Annotated in this window: 13 protein-coding genes; 8 read left to right on the top strand and 5 right to left on the bottom strand. The window is 34.5% G+C overall.

The window, feature by feature from the left end:
• Nucleotides 1-39: 39 nt before the first annotated feature.
• The gene (locus tag M1D66_RS26080) at nucleotides 40-1689 is read right to left on the bottom strand and encodes a DUF2334 domain-containing protein (RefSeq protein WP_000710606.1); all 1650 of its coding nucleotides are present in this window, start codon (nucleotides 1687-1689) and stop codon (nucleotides 40-42) included.
• A 239-nt stretch (nucleotides 1690-1928) separates the two neighbouring features.
• Between M1D66_RS26080 and M1D66_RS26075 the strand changes: the two genes are divergently transcribed.
• On the top strand, nucleotides 1929-2462 hold the full coding sequence (locus M1D66_RS26075; protein ID WP_000713249.1) for a transglycosylase SLT domain-containing protein: 534 nt from the start codon (nucleotides 1929-1931) through the stop codon (nucleotides 2460-2462).
• An 11-nt stretch (nucleotides 2463-2473) separates the two neighbouring features.
• Here M1D66_RS26075 and M1D66_RS26070 read toward each other — a convergent pair whose 3' ends face one another.
• Together M1D66_RS26070 and M1D66_RS26065 are read right to left on the bottom strand one after the other, a co-directional pair.
• Nucleotides 2474-3268, bottom strand: a complete 795-nt coding sequence (locus M1D66_RS26070; protein WP_000381029.1) for a DUF4931 domain-containing protein — start codon at nucleotides 3266-3268, stop codon at nucleotides 2474-2476.
• Nucleotides 3269-3403: 135 nt separating this feature from the next.
• Nucleotides 3404-3532 (bottom strand): hypothetical protein, encoded by a 129-nt coding sequence (locus tag M1D66_RS26065; protein WP_041183967.1) that lies wholly within the window; start codon nucleotides 3530-3532, stop codon nucleotides 3404-3406.
• Nucleotides 3533-3952: 420 nt separating this feature from the next.
• Here M1D66_RS26065 and M1D66_RS26060 point away from each other — a divergent pair, with 420 nt between their 5' ends.
• Entirely contained in the window at nucleotides 3953-4087 is a 135-nt protein-coding gene (locus M1D66_RS26060) for an RAxF-45 family protein (RefSeq protein WP_000830643.1), read from the top strand.
• A gap of 124 nt (nucleotides 4088-4211) precedes the next feature.
• The gene (abc-f, locus tag M1D66_RS26055; RefSeq protein WP_000150889.1) at nucleotides 4212-6092 is read left to right on the top strand and encodes a ribosomal protection-like ABC-F family protein; all 1881 of its coding nucleotides are present in this window, start codon (nucleotides 4212-4214) and stop codon (nucleotides 6090-6092) included.
• Nucleotides 6093-6435: 343 nt separating this feature from the next.
• On the opposite strand, the gene M1D66_RS26050 is transcribed toward abc-f, so the two are convergent.
• Entirely contained in the window at nucleotides 6436-6633 is a 198-nt protein-coding gene (locus M1D66_RS26050) for a hypothetical protein (RefSeq protein ID WP_000369248.1), read from the bottom strand.
• Between the two features lie 367 nt (nucleotides 6634-7000).
• Between M1D66_RS26050 and M1D66_RS26045 the strand changes: the two genes are divergently transcribed.
• From M1D66_RS26045 to M1D66_RS26025, 5 genes are all read left to right on the top strand, one after another.
• A complete protein-coding gene (locus tag M1D66_RS26045) occupies nucleotides 7001-8728 on the top strand; it encodes an ABC transporter substrate-binding protein (protein WP_144597362.1) in 1728 nt (575 codons plus the stop codon).
• A 103-nt stretch (nucleotides 8729-8831) separates the two neighbouring features.
• A complete protein-coding gene (locus M1D66_RS26040) occupies nucleotides 8832-9788 on the top strand; it encodes an ABC transporter permease (RefSeq protein ID WP_000860748.1) in 957 nt (318 codons plus the stop codon).
• 11 nt (nucleotides 9789-9799) lie between these two features.
• Nucleotides 9800-10720 (top strand): oligopeptide ABC transporter permease, encoded by a 921-nt coding sequence (gene opp4C / locus M1D66_RS26035; protein ID WP_000451077.1) that lies wholly within the window; start codon nucleotides 9800-9802, stop codon nucleotides 10718-10720.
• 10 nt (nucleotides 10721-10730) lie between these two features.
• Nucleotides 10731-11711 (top strand): ABC transporter ATP-binding protein, encoded by a 981-nt coding sequence (locus M1D66_RS26030; protein ID WP_000030789.1) that lies wholly within the window; start codon nucleotides 10731-10733, stop codon nucleotides 11709-11711.
• Nucleotides 11708-12673, top strand: coding sequence for an ABC transporter ATP-binding protein (locus tag M1D66_RS26025; protein WP_001294523.1), 966 nt, complete (start codon nucleotides 11708-11710; stop codon nucleotides 12671-12673). The genes M1D66_RS26030 and M1D66_RS26025 overlap by 4 nt, the downstream gene beginning before the upstream one ends.
• Before the next feature lie 34 nt (nucleotides 12674-12707).
• Here the strand turns inward: M1D66_RS26025 and M1D66_RS26020 are convergent, their stop codons facing one another.
• Nucleotides 12708-13580 (bottom strand): Cof-type HAD-IIB family hydrolase, encoded by an 873-nt coding sequence (locus M1D66_RS26020; protein WP_242554904.1) that lies wholly within the window; start codon nucleotides 13578-13580, stop codon nucleotides 12708-12710.
• Between the last annotated feature and the right edge of the window lie 320 nt (nucleotides 13581-13900).

Below are 13900 nucleotides of genomic sequence, written 5' to 3'. Positions count from 1 at the left end.
TGAAAAAAACCACCGAGCGTTCCGCTCGGTGGTTTTGTATTAGGATTCTAATTTTTTCGCACGTTTTAATAATAAAAGAAAGACAATGATAACGAACCCCAGTATAAGGAAGAAGCCATATTGCTTTATATAATCAATTATGTCATTCGCACTGGTTGGTTTTTCAACGTGAATGCCGTCTTTATTCGTCGTAATATGAATATCTTTCATTTTTACTTCATTCTTTTCCTTTTGTAAATCAATCCATTCTATATTTGGAATACTTTCTAGATCCTTTAATACTTCTTTTAATGGTTTCACACCTAAGTAAGGATGATAGAATGCACCAATAACTCCATCTGATAATTTAGAAACAGATAGAGCACGTTCTTTCATTTTAGCAATAGTTTGTGGCGTATCTTCTTCAATAAATCCGACTGTTTCAGGCAATAGTTTCATTCCATGTAAAAATGACGGAGTACTTGTATAATATGGTGAGTGCATGGATTTCCAAGTTGTATCATTTAACTGTAGTTGTCCTACATAAGTTGAAAAGTACCTTGATAATATTTCATATCCTTTTTGAGACATCGTGTAATGAGGTGCTTCAAAGGCAACAGGATATAGTTTAGCATCTACAAGTTCTTGAATTCCTTTTTCGATATGATCTTTCGTATATTTTTCCTCGAATTCTTCCCCTTTTTTTACATATTGGTTATATGCCTCTATATTTGGAAAGTCATCTTTTGTCTTCGGTTTTTCATGCTTCGGTTGGCGAATTGGTTGATCTGTTTTTACATCCCAAAATTCAAAGCCCTCACCTGTTTCACTGTCATAAAATTGGTGAGTATAACCATGCATAATAATTGCTGCACCATCATCTTGCATAGAGCGTAAAAGATCAACTAGTTCTGGTCTATCTTTTAAATGTATTATCTTTCCTGTATCTGGATCTTTATATACCGGAATAACAGTAATCATGTAAGGCATCTTTTTCTCTTTTAGTAATTCAGCAATTTCTTTCAATTGATTTATATCTGCTACTGGGTGAACATCCTCAAGGCGTAAATAAGCTTCAACTTTATTTTTCGTTGGTTTTTGGCCGAAATAAGAAAATAACATTTCACCGACGTAATGAGACATCCAGTCAAAGAGGTTAGGTGTTGCAACATAATAAGATGTTTCATGCTGAACAATTAGTGGATTAGTGTTATTTGAGCTTAAGGCGTTAGCAAGCACAGTTCCATTCGTATCAAATGATTGAATTAATCGTTCCTCTTCTAAGGTATTTTTTAGCTTCTTGTCTGGATATTCAATTTTATTAACTCGTATATCATCACTCTTCAAAGTAATGAAAGAAAAACGCTTAGATAATTGTTCAACATTTTGTCCTAATACTAATATAGGGCCGGAGAAGTTTTCTAGAAATTGTTTCGTTTCATCAGAAAACGCTTCTTTTGTTTCACCGATATAAACAATATGTGTATAGGAGGATACATTATTAATTGAAGTTGCTTCTTTTAAGTTTTTTACGGTTATATCATTTGTAAAATGTCCTAATTGAGTATTAAGGATTTGGACATTATTTGAAACTTTATCGTCTTGTGTACTATACAAAACAAGTACTTTTGGTTTTGATGATGTTTGTGCAGAGGTGTAGGTAGGGATGAGTAGTAAAATGCTGAACAAGAGTGTTAGGCATTTTTTCATTTTGTACGCTCCTATTCTATATATAGAGTTCAGTTTACAATTATATACAATAAATGCGTTATAGTCTATGAAAGTTACATTTTTGCCCGTATTTACCAGCTGTTTTTTCGCAAAATCGGTCTAAAGCATGATGATAATATGTATAGTTATTTGCTATGATAAAAGAGTAATAGAATGTAGGTAATTGTAAAGGGAAGGCTGAAAGGGGACAAATTTCAGCGGAGAAAGAGGTAGAGGTAGTGAAGAAATTCTTTGTAGGATTTTTAGTTGTTCTTGGAGTATATTTATATTTCCAAGGAAAGTCTGAAGGAATGGATAAGCTAGTGAATGGAACAAGCTATGTTGATTCAGAAGAAGCAAAACAGATGAAACAAATTATTATAGAGGAAGCGAAGAAAGTAAATCTTCCAGAATGGATACCTCTTGCAATTGCCGAGCATGAAAGTCGATTAAATCCAAGAAGTGTTGGAGATAATGGAACTTCATTCGGATTGTTTCAACTACACCGCGGCGGCGGGCTTGCACCAGAACATTTAACTGATGATGAGCTGAAAGATCCACGTACAAATGCGCAAATTGCAATGCCGCATTTAATGAAAGGATATAAGCGTGGGGTGCAAAAAGGTTTGACTGATTTTGCATTACTGAAATATATAGCGAATACATCTGGATGGCCAGGGAATTTAGGGCCAGAGTGGACGGATAATAACATGAAGTATAACATCGGATTAGAAGATGTGTACTATCGAAATAAAGGTGTAATAAAAGAGTAGGTTTTCTATACCTACTCTGTTTTTTTATGAATAATTTCATCCTTTTCTTTCGTGAAATACTGCGTGAGTTGTATTTTCACCTCTTCTAGTTTTGTAGAAACTTGCGGTATTTTATATCCTACATACAATGGTGAAACGACAAATCTAGGTACAACTTTACAAATAATTTTTCCATTTAAGTAATAGAAGAATAAGTTATAACTACTGCATCCTTTATGGAAATCTGTCAGTATGTAACGTACAGTTTGCTGAATGTAATTTGCCATTTCATCTATATATGAAATATTATCAATGATTATATTGAATTCAGTGAAGCCAATAATGGGACGCTCTGAAATATTAAGCTCAATGCATTCATTTTTTTGAACAACTAACCCTTGGAAATTTTCTTCTTCAATATTTTCAAGATAATCTACATATTTCATTCCGATAATTTGCATGTGTGCATGATGCAAACTTCCACCTGAAAATGGACCGTGATTTTTATATAAAATCACAGATGCGAACTCTTCGTTCTTCTGTAAGTGTAACCAATGTTGAATAGAAAATTGCAGTAATTTTCTCATATGTTCTTTTGTATATGTTGCGATATGATCTTCGCAATTATCGGTTTCGATTAACACTGTTTGAAATGTATCTTGTAATGTAGGAAATTTATTTTTTAACCAAATAATAGAACCATCAGTTGCTAAAATATCCGTTAATTGTTCTTTATCGCAAAATGGACATGCAGCGCTTCTATTCCGAATACTTTCTGGTTTTTGTTTACCGATATCGTTTAAAAAATATAGTTGTTGTGTATCCATTTGTATATATGCCCCTTTAAAATATGTGTAAAAATCCCGCTTAATACATTCGGGAAAAGGAGAAGGAAATCCTCTAAAGGAATAGGGGAAAAATAAAAGACAAGATATCCTCATTACGATAGGGTACCTTGTCTTTTATTTTTTCTCTAATAGCGTGTATGGATAATATAGAACATTTTCATTATTTTTATTTTTTCTCTTTTTTATTGTGTATAAGGTAATTGCTGTGCTTGCAATTATAATAATGGCTTTCTTCATATTCATATACCCCTTTTTATTGTTGGTTTAATTCTTGGCTAACTGCTTTTGCATCGACTAAAGCGTGTAAAATCATTTTCACCATGTTCATCATATTTCTTCACTCCTTTTTATAGTTCATTTAGTTCTTTTACAACTGCTTGTCCGTTCACTAATACCTCAAAGATTGCTTTTACGATTTCTTTTATCATGTTTGTTTCCTCCTTTTGTTTGTCTCGTTTGTTTACATCTTTATTGTAGAGGGAGGCATCTTTTCGTACTATCGCTTTCCATTACGTGAACATAACAGTTTTGTAAGATTTGATGTCACTTATTGAAATGTTTAGTCTATCTTCATTATTTTCAGAAAAATGACTATTCAAACATGAAATTGGAAAGTATAATAAAGAAGTAAGTATTAAATTCCGTACGAAAGGGGTGAATGAGATGAAACGTTCTTTAGCTGCGCGTGCCAAATTTTTAGATTTTATCTATTTTTGTCGTGCGATTTTTCATGATGTAGTTGTTAACGGGATACGTATGCCCTTTTTTAACAATTGCATAGTGACTATTGAACGATAGAAATCTCTTCACCCATTTTTAATAAACGTGTGAAAAGGGAGCTATTTGGCTTCCTTTTTCTATGCCGAAAACCATGGGGAATGTTTCTTTCTCATGGTTTTTTATATTGAAAGGAGTACGGAAAATGACTATTTGTAGTGTAAATAATGTAACGAAATCTTTTGGTGGAAACATCATATTTGAAAATATATCGCTTGAAATAAAGAATGGTGAACGTGTTGGGTTAGTTGGTCGTAACGGTAGTGGGAAGACAACAATCTTTGGGCTTCTGACGGGAATGGAGAGTTTGGATGCAGGAGCCATCCATATGAAGAAAGGTACACGTATTGGTCATGTCGCACAAATTCCGAAGTTTGATGAGTTCATGACTGTATATGATGTATTGAGTTCCGCTTTTAAAGTAGAAAAGGAATTAGAAAAAGAAATGCATGCTCTAGAAAAAAATATGGCGGAGGAGCAGGAACAATCTTCTTTGCAAAAGCTAATGGAGAGGTACGGAATAATTCAAGAAAAATTTGCATTTCTCGGTGGTTATGAAATAGAGGCAAATATAATGAAGGTAGCAAATGGCTTACAAGTAACAGACTTATTTCCAAGAGTATTTACGGAATTAAGTGGAGGAGAACAGACGAAAGTAAGCCTTGCATATATGCTATTGCAGAAACCAGATTTACTTCTATTAGATGAACCAACAAATCATTTAGATTTGTTTGCAGTTGAATGGTTAGAGAAATTTTTAAAAGAATATAATGGAACAGTTATGGTTATTTCACACGATCGCTATTTCCTTGATGAAGTTGTAACGAAAATTTTTGATCTGGAAGATGGAGAGATTCACGTGTACCATACGAATTATTCTCAGTTCGTTGAGGAGAAGGAAGAAAGATTACTTCAAGAGTTTCAAGCTTATCAAGAGCAGCAAAAGAAAATAAAGAAAATGAAAGAAGCAATTAAGCGGCTACGTGAATGGGCAAATCAAGCGAATCCTCCGAATGAAGGATTGCATAAAAGAGCGAGGAATATGGAACGTGCGTTAGAGCGTATAGAGAAATTAAAGAGGCCGATTTTAGAAAGAAAACAGATGGGTCTTCAGTTTGAAGGGCAAGAGAGAAGTGGAAAAGATGTTGTTGTAATGAAAGAAGTGAGTAAAGGTTTTGCTGGCCGATCTTTATTTGAACAAGCGAATTTACATGTTCGTTTTCAAGAGCGTGCTGCTATCGTTGGTCGTAATGGTACAGGAAAGACTACATTATTAAAACTACTATTAGAAGAAATAAATCCAGACGTTGGTGAAATTCGAATTGGTAGTAGTGTCAAAATTGGTTATTTATCACAACATGCATATGAAAATATGAAGAGTAATGTATTGGAAGCATTCAGAGAGAATGTGGCTGTAACAGAGGGAGAAGCAAGACATATATTAGCTAAGTTTTTGTTTTATGGTCCAGCAGTATTTAAGAAAGTAACGCAACTTAGTGGTGGAGAAAAAATGAGATTAAGACTTGCGCAACTTATGTATCAAGACATCAATTTTCTAATTTTAGATGAGCCGACAAACCATCTTGATATTGAATCAAGGGAAGTTTTAGAGGAAGCCCTTGAGCAATATAATGGAACGATTTTAGCTGTTTCACACGATCGATATTTTTTAAATAAGTTATTTGAAAAGACGTACTGGATTGATAGATGCAAATTATTTGAGTTCGCAGGAAACTATGCATGGGCTCGTCAAAAGTGGGAAGAAAAGCTTGAGGAGGAAGTAATAAAGCATAAGCACCATGGAAGAAAAAGTGTTGAAGCAATCTCTATAAAAAAGAAAGATTCTAGAAGTTTTGCGGAGATTGAAAACGAGTTAATGCATATAGAAGAAGATATATATGCATTAGAAAGTGAAATGGAATATGTAGCTGATGTTGAAAGACTTGAAAAATTATATGAGGAAAAAACGAAGAAAGAGTTGTTACGAGCAGATTTATATAATGAATTAGAGAATATGGTGGAGTAATGAGTAGAAAGCCACTTCCTTTCAGTTTTGCTGGAGGAAGTGGCGTTTTTTATAATGATATTTTGCTTTAAAGGTTAAATGAAGCGATGTGTTTCACGTGAAACAGTAACTTAGATAAATCCATTTCCCTTAATTTGCATAGTTTGTGAAACATATGAAAATGATAAGCTGAAAAATAAATGTCATTAGTGGTTTTTCGATAGGAGTAATTACAAAAACAAAGGCTAATTATTTCCCGAGAGATAAAGTGAAACTTTAATCAGTGGGGGTCTTACTGCCCGGCAAATAGCGGAATAAATATGTGTAACAGAGACTAGTGAATGAAAACAAAAAGAGAGCAAAGTTACAGCTTTACGCGCTGAACTCTGCTCTCTTTTTGCGTGGCATCTTCTTTCGTTGAAATTATAATAGCGATCCCGAGCATGATAAAAAAAGCTAAAAAGAGGACGAACTTTGGGAAGAACGGGAATAGTAATAGCGCTCCGACTATCATAATTGTTAATAATACGTAGTGCAGGACGTATTGGAATAGGTTGTCCATATTTTCGCCCCCTTTTTTGTAATTGGTTATTAGTATTCTATGTTTCATGCTGAAGGAATAGAAGTAGATTTTTAAGTTTTAATACGAATTATAGCTGAGTTTTCTTAAAGTATAAATGTAGAGTGATAATTTCGGAAAAATTCTCAAAATATTTATTTAGAAAGAATTGACAAAACATAATGAACGATATAAGCTAATAACCATAAAGTCTACCGGAAAGGTCGGAATAAGGTTGTTACCCCTCAAAAACATCTATTTTTTTACGATTAAAACCGACTTTTCCGATTGGCTATAAATGTTGCTGTGGGAGGCATACATAAGGTAATTCGTTCAGAGGGTATAATCATAAAAAGTTAGGGTGGGGACAATGAAGAAAAAGACAAAAAAATGGGCTGGTGTATTTTCGGTATTAATGAGTAGTTCGCTTGTGTTGTCTGCTTGTGGGGGACAGGAGGACGCGGCTTCTACAGAGCCGGTTAAACAGCAGGATTTAAAAAATGTGAAAATTGAAAAAATCACTGCGACAGATAAAACGAAATTGCCAGACAAAGCGAAGAATAGAAAAGATACGTTAGTAGTTGGTATTAGTAAGCCAGGCGGCGTATTTTTGCCATACTTCCAACAAAATGGTTGGGATGGAAACGTAACTTCAGTTATTTTTGCATCTCTCGTATCAACCGATAAACAAGGGAAACCAATTCCAGAATTAGCTGAGAAGTGGGACGTTTCTTCTGATCAGTTAACATATACATTCCATTTACGTAAAGATTTGAAATTTAGTGATGGATCGCCATTAACGGCGGATGATGTAGCTTTCACATTGACGCTTTTACATGATAAGGCATATGAAGGTGAAGTAGATATCTCTCAATATGCGGTTAAAGGTGGTAAAGAATATAAAGAAGGGAAAGCAACTTCAATTGAAGGTATTCAAGTTGTTGATCCACAAACAATTAAAATTACAACTGAAAAAGTGAATTCACAAGCTATATTTGTTTTAGGAGGTACAGTACTATCAAAAGCTTATTATGGAAAAGATTATAAGCAAAATACAAGCTTAGATTACTTAAAAGATTTATATGGAAAGCCATTAGCTGCGGGTCCATATAAATTTGAAAAGTATATTCCAGGTCAAGAAGTTCGTTTTGTAGCAAACGAAAATTATTATGCGGGTAAACCAAAAATTCAAAACTTCATTTATAAAATTACTTCTGGTGATACGAAGCTTCAGTTATTCCAAACAGGAGAAGTTGACCATACTGGCTTAGGTACTGGTGATGAGGTTCTTGAACAGGCTAAGGCTTTAGAATTCGCAAATATCCAAATCGAAACAGCACCGTCATTTAGTTATATTTATATGAATAATAATAAGCCTTACTTAAAGGATAAAAAGGTTCGCCAAGCACTTATTTACGGATTAGACCGCAAAAAATATGTTGATACAGCGTTAAAAGGATACGGTACAGTAGCCAATGTACCAATTCATCCAACTTCTTGGGCTTATACGGAAGAAGGAGTTAATAAATACGAATACGATAAAGAAAAAGCGAAAAAATTATTAGATGAAGCAGGGTGGAAAGTTGGTTCGGATGGAATTCGTGAAAAAGATGGTCAAAAATTAAAACTTTCTTATTTCGGTCCAAGTTCGGCTAAAGATAGTGATTTATTAATTCCGATTGCGAAAGAGAATTATAAAGAAATAGGTGTAGAGTTTAATCCTGAATTTATGGACTTTAATACGATGCTTTCTAAGGTAAACAAAGGGGATTACGATTTAGCTTCTGTTTCGACACCGATTACAAGTGATCCGAGTGAAACAGCTGGTGAATATTTGTCTACTGCAAATGAAACTAGTCTTGGTTATAAGAATGCAAAAGTAGATGAGCTAATTCAAAAAGGTATTGAAACTGTAGATATCGAAAAGCGTAAACCTATTTATAAAGAATTGTATAAAGAATTAAGTGATGATCCACCAGTAATTCTATTAAACTACCGTAGAACAATTACTGGTTATAACGGGAATATAAAAGGAATTGATCCTGAAAAGTACAACAGTATTAGTGCAAACTTACCAGTATTATCATTTGAAAAATAACGATAAGAATGTATAAGTAGAAGACATTTTTTCATTCGGTTAGTAATGTGCCGCTTTGAAAAAATGTTCTTCTATTTTAAGCATAAGATTGGAGAGAAAAAGGGTGAAAACATATATTGTTCGTAGGTTGTTACAAATGATTCCTACACTGCTTGGTACATCAATTATTATCTTCGTCCTGTTCGCACTTCTTCCTGGGGATTATATTGATTCAAACCCGAAAATTACACCGGAAAGAGCAGCTGAACTGAGGGAGTTATATGGGTTGAACAAACCAATTGTTGAGCGTTATTTTCATTGGTTAGGTAATGCATTGCAAGGGGACTTTGGCTTCTCGCTTCAATATCAAGAGCCTGTAACGTCATTATTAAATAAATTTATTTGGAATTCTTTTAGTGTAGCAATTATTGCATTGTTTTTTATTTGGCTAATTGCACTTATTATCGGTGTATTCTCGGCGACGAAGCAACATTCTTTATTCGATAAACTTGTAACAATCGGTGTTTTTGCAGCAATGTCATTCCCTTCATTCTTTATCGGTTTGTTTTTAATTAAGGTGTTTGCGGTTGACTTTAAGTTATTACCGATAGGTGGAATGATTGATGTTGGCAGTAATTCAACAGGATTTGCTTACGTGATAGAAGTTGCAAAACATATGATTTTACCAGTATTTATTTTGACACTTCTTGGGGTCGGCTCGCTAACTCGTTATTTTAGAACAAGTATGTTAGAGGTTGTAAGACAAGATTACATACGAACAGCAAGAGCGAAAGGTTTGAAGGAGAAGACGGTTATTTATAAGCATGCATTAAAAAATGCAATTTTACCGGCAATTACGTTATTAGCATTTGAATTACCTGGATTGTTTTCTGGGGCAATTATTATTGAACAAATTTTTAACTGGCCAGGGATTGGTAATATTCAATTAGAAGCATTAAATTTCCGTGACTATACAGTATTGATGGCATTTACGATGTTTCTTTCTTGTTTAACAATCGTTTCAAACTTTTTAGCAGATATCGTATATGCAGTTGTTGATCCAAGAATTCGGTTGAAGTAAGGGGGAAAGAAATGGAGACTGTTACAGTAATTACAGAAAAAAAAGAAAAAAAGAGAAGAAATGAATCATCACCATGGCGACAAGCTTTTAAAAAGATAAAGAAAAATAAGATGGCACTTGTAGGGTTTTATGCATTAATTTTTATGTTTTTATTTTGTTTTATCGGTCCGTTCTTTTCTCCATATGCATCAGGAAAAATACAAGTTGCGCTCATTAACAAACCACCTAGTTTTTCTCATTGGCTTGGTACAGATCAATTAGGAAGAGATATTTTAACAAGGCTTATGCAAGCGGGACGTATTTCATTAACCATTGGTTTAGCTTCAATGGTTTTATCGGTTATACTTGGAGCTTTATTAGGAGCGATTGCAGGTTTTTATCGTGGTATTGTGGACAATATTATTATGCGACTTGCAGATATTTTAATGTCGATGCCAGGATTACCGTTACTTATTATAATGGGTGCGATTTTATCAGAGTGGAAAGTACCGTCTGATTATCGTTTGTATGTCATTATGATTATTTTAAGTTTAGTAGGTTGGCCAGGGCTTGCACGCCTTGTAAGAGGGCAAATTTTATCACTTAGGGAGCAAGCATTTATGCAAGCTGCGGATGTGTTAGGAATAAAAGATTACCGGAAAATTATATATCACTTAATACCTAATGTTTTACCCATTTTAATTGTCGTATCTACATTAGGTGTTGCAGGTTCTATTTTGGGAGAATCCGCACTAAGTTACTTAGGTCTCGGAGTCGTTCCACCTACACCATCATGGGGGAACATGATTAGCGCAGCTAACTCATTAATCGATTTCCAAAAGCGTCCATGGTTATGGATTCCGCCTGGTTTTGCAATCTTTATAACAGTTGTATCAATTAATTTACTTGGTGATGCACTTCGTGATGCATTAGATCCAAAGATGAGACGGTAGGTGAGGAGATATGAGTAAAGCAGTAGTAGAGCTGAAAGATTTACAAACACACTTTCAGACAGAAGAAGGGACAGTAAAAGCTGTGAATCATGTTAGTTTTTCTGTTCGAGAAGGTGAAACTGTTTGTGTTGTAGGTGAATCTGGTTGCGGAAAAAGTGTAACGGCGTTATCTATTATGGGACTTATTGCTGAATCAGGCAGTGTAGTAGGTGGAGATATTTTATATGAAGGAAAAAGTCTTTTAGGAATGAAAGAGAAAGAGCTTCGTAGTTTACGAGGGAATGATATTGCGATGATTTTCCAAGAACCGATGACATCGCTAAATCCCGTCTTCACTGTAGGAGAGCAAATTGTAGAAACGTTAAGGGAGCATGAATTACTTAGTAAAAATGAAGCATATAAGAAGGCAATTGAGTTAATTCGTAAAGTTGGCATAGCCCGCGCTGATGAAATCGTCCATTCTTATCCGCATGAACTGAGCGGCGGGATGTTACAACGTATTATGATTGCTGTTGCACTTAGTTGTAATCCTAAGTTATTAATTGCGGATGAACCAACAACAGCTCTTGATGTTACCATTCAGGCTCAAATATTGGATCTACTAAGACAAGTGAAAGAAGAATTTAAAACGTCGATTTTATTAATTACACATGACTTAGGTGTCGTAGCGGAAATGGCTGATTATGTTGTCGTTATGTATGGCGGGAAAGTTATTGAAGAAGCCCCAGTACTAGAGATATTCCAAAATCCAAAACATCCTTATACGAAAGGATTATTGAAATCAAAACCAGTAATGGGAAAACGAATAGATAAACTATATTCTATTCCAGGGCAAGTTCCGAATTTAGTTGGTTTAGGTGAGTTTTGCTACTTTAGTGGGCGTTGTGAGCATTGTATGGAAATATGTGAAAAAGAAGCCCCAAATCTAAATGTAAATGATGAAAATCATAAAGTAGCTTGCTGGTTATATGAGGAGCGTGCGGAACAATGAGTGAACCATTATTAGAGGTGAAAAATCTAAAGACATATTTTCCAATTAAGGGGGGCGTATTTAGTAGAACAATTGGGCATGTAAAAGCGGTTGATGGAGTAAGTTTTACTATTAATAAAGGTGAAGTGTTTGGTCTCGTTGGCGAATCAGGGAGCGGAAAAACAACAATAGGAAAAACAATTTTACGCCTCGTTCAAAAAACGGAGGGAGAAGTGAAGTTTAAAGGGAAAGATGTTCATTCTTTATCCAAGGAGGAATTAAGAAAACATCGCCCTAATATGCAGCTCGTTTTCCAAGATCCATTTAGCTCATTAAATCCGAGAATGAGAATTGGAGAAGCGCTTGGAGAGCCAATGTTGGCCCACGGATTAGCGACGAAAGAAAATGTTCGTGAAAAGGTAATTGAAGTATTGGAGTTATGTGGATTAGCTCCTTATCATATTGACCGGTATCCCCATGAATTTTCTGGTGGACAACGTCAGCGTATCGTAATCGCAAGAGCTATGGTATTAAATCCGGAATTTATTGTAGCTGATGAACCTGTGGCGGCACTAGATGTATCTATCCAAGCACAAATTATTAATTTATTTAGTGAGTTACAAGAGAAAAAGGGATTATCTTATTTATTCATTTCGCATGATTTAAGTGTAGTAGAACATTTATGTACGAAAATCGGAATTATGTATTTAGGTACGATTGTGGAGACAGCACCGCGTGATGAGTTATTTACCAATCCGCTACATCCTTATACGAAAGCATTGTTATCAGCTGTTCCAATACCAGATCCAACAGTGAAGCGAGAGCGAATTATACTAGAAGGGGATATTCCAAGTCCAGCAAATCCACCTTCGGGCTGTCGTTTTCATACACGTTGCCCATTTGCAACGGATGTTTGTAAAAAAATAGTACCAGAATTCCGTAATGTTGGTGCAGAGCATTTTGTTGCTTGTCATCACGTATAAAAAAGGACTCTTTCAAATTGAAAGAGTCCTTTTTTTATTTACTAGATGAAGTTTGTTTCAATACAAATTGCTCGATTGCGTGAGCAACACCATGTTCATTGTTTGTTAGTGTTACAACATCACATAGCTTTTTTACATCTTCTTCAGCGTTGCCCATTGCAACAGATAAGCCTGCTACTTCTAACATCGGTACATCATTAAAATTATCACCAATAGCAACTGTATCTTCAATAGGGATATTAAAATGAGCTGCCATATGCTGTATCCCGTTTCCTTTATGTCCATTCTTATCCATAATTTCTAAGTTAGTAGGAGCCGATGCTGTAACCATAATATCAGCATCTTCTTGTAATATACTTAATAGTTGTGCGCGATGCGCTGCATTAAACGTTAAAATGAAGAATTTAGATATTTCTAGTTCTTGGTTATTTACAACATCTTCTATTTTTTTGAAATCAGTAATTAGGTTCGATTTCTTTTGCTTTTCTGTAATTCGTTCAAGTTCCTCTAATGTAACATCAAGTGCATGCTTATTTTCTTCGAATGCTTGCATCACTTGATCTTGCCATGTATATGGAGAATAAACTCCTTTATTCGTATATAGCTTATATGGGAAACCTTCAGATTCTAGTAATTTTGCAAGTTTGTACACTTTGTCGTTTTGTATACAACGCGAGTTAATTACTTTTCCATCCACATAAACAATAGCCCCATTGCTTGCTCCGACTGGAAGAGATAATTTATATTCTTCCAATAGCTTTAAAGCATCCTCTTTCGCACGACCAGAACAGATCATTACAATATGACCAGCTTCTTGTGCAGTTTGGATTGCTTGTAGGTTTTCTTTGGAGATTTCAAGATTAGATGATAGTAGTGTACCATCCATATCTAATGCGATTAATTTCAAAATGACCACCTCTTTGTTTTCATTATACATAGTTATATAGAGGAAACATATAAACTTATCTTGGAAAGACGGTATTTTATCTCATATTAAAAGTAAGTAAAAGATTAGATAGGTTTAGTGTCACTAAATAAACGATTTGTAACAAAAATAGAGAGGAATATGACTACATTTCACTTTATGACTGTAATGTTACACGAATGTTACAAACGTGAACTTAGTGAAAAACGCATTAAATAAAGGTTTTTGAGGGTTATTATAAAAAAACGTAAAAAAAGTGTAATAAATTTTACGTAATTATATTGCAACGTAATAATAGTTAT

It is taken from the genome of Bacillus sp. PK6-16 (assembly GCF_056530295.1).
This window is presented reverse-complemented; position numbering and strand designations above follow the sequence as displayed.

Coding starts and splice junctions, on each gene's coding strand:
- M1D66_RS26080 (WP_000710606.1), bottom strand. CDS start 1,689: ATGAAAAAATGCCTAACACTCTTGTTCAGCATTTTACTACTCATCCCT.
- M1D66_RS26070 (WP_000381029.1), bottom strand. CDS start 3,268: ATGGATACACAACAACTATATTTTTTAAACGATATCGGTAAACAAAAA.
- M1D66_RS26065 (WP_041183967.1), bottom strand. CDS start 3,532: ATGAATATGAAGAAAGCCATTATTATAATTGCAAGCACAGCAATTACC.
- M1D66_RS26060 (WP_000830643.1), top strand. CDS start 3,953: ATGAAACGTTCTTTAGCTGCGCGTGCCAAATTTTTAGATTTTATCTAT.
- abc-f (WP_000150889.1), top strand. CDS start 4,212: ATGACTATTTGTAGTGTAAATAATGTAACGAAATCTTTTGGTGGAAAC.
- M1D66_RS26050 (WP_000369248.1), bottom strand. CDS start 6,633: ATGGACAACCTATTCCAATACGTCCTGCACTACGTATTATTAACAATT.
- M1D66_RS26045 (WP_144597362.1), top strand. CDS start 7,001: ATGAAGAAAAAGACAAAAAAATGGGCTGGTGTATTTTCGGTATTAATG.
- opp4C (WP_000451077.1), top strand. CDS start 9,800: ATGGAGACTGTTACAGTAATTACAGAAAAAAAAGAAAAAAAGAGAAGA.
- M1D66_RS26030 (WP_000030789.1), top strand. CDS start 10,731: ATGAGTAAAGCAGTAGTAGAGCTGAAAGATTTACAAACACACTTTCAG.
- M1D66_RS26025 (WP_001294523.1), top strand. CDS start 11,708: ATGAGTGAACCATTATTAGAGGTGAAAAATCTAAAGACATATTTTCCA.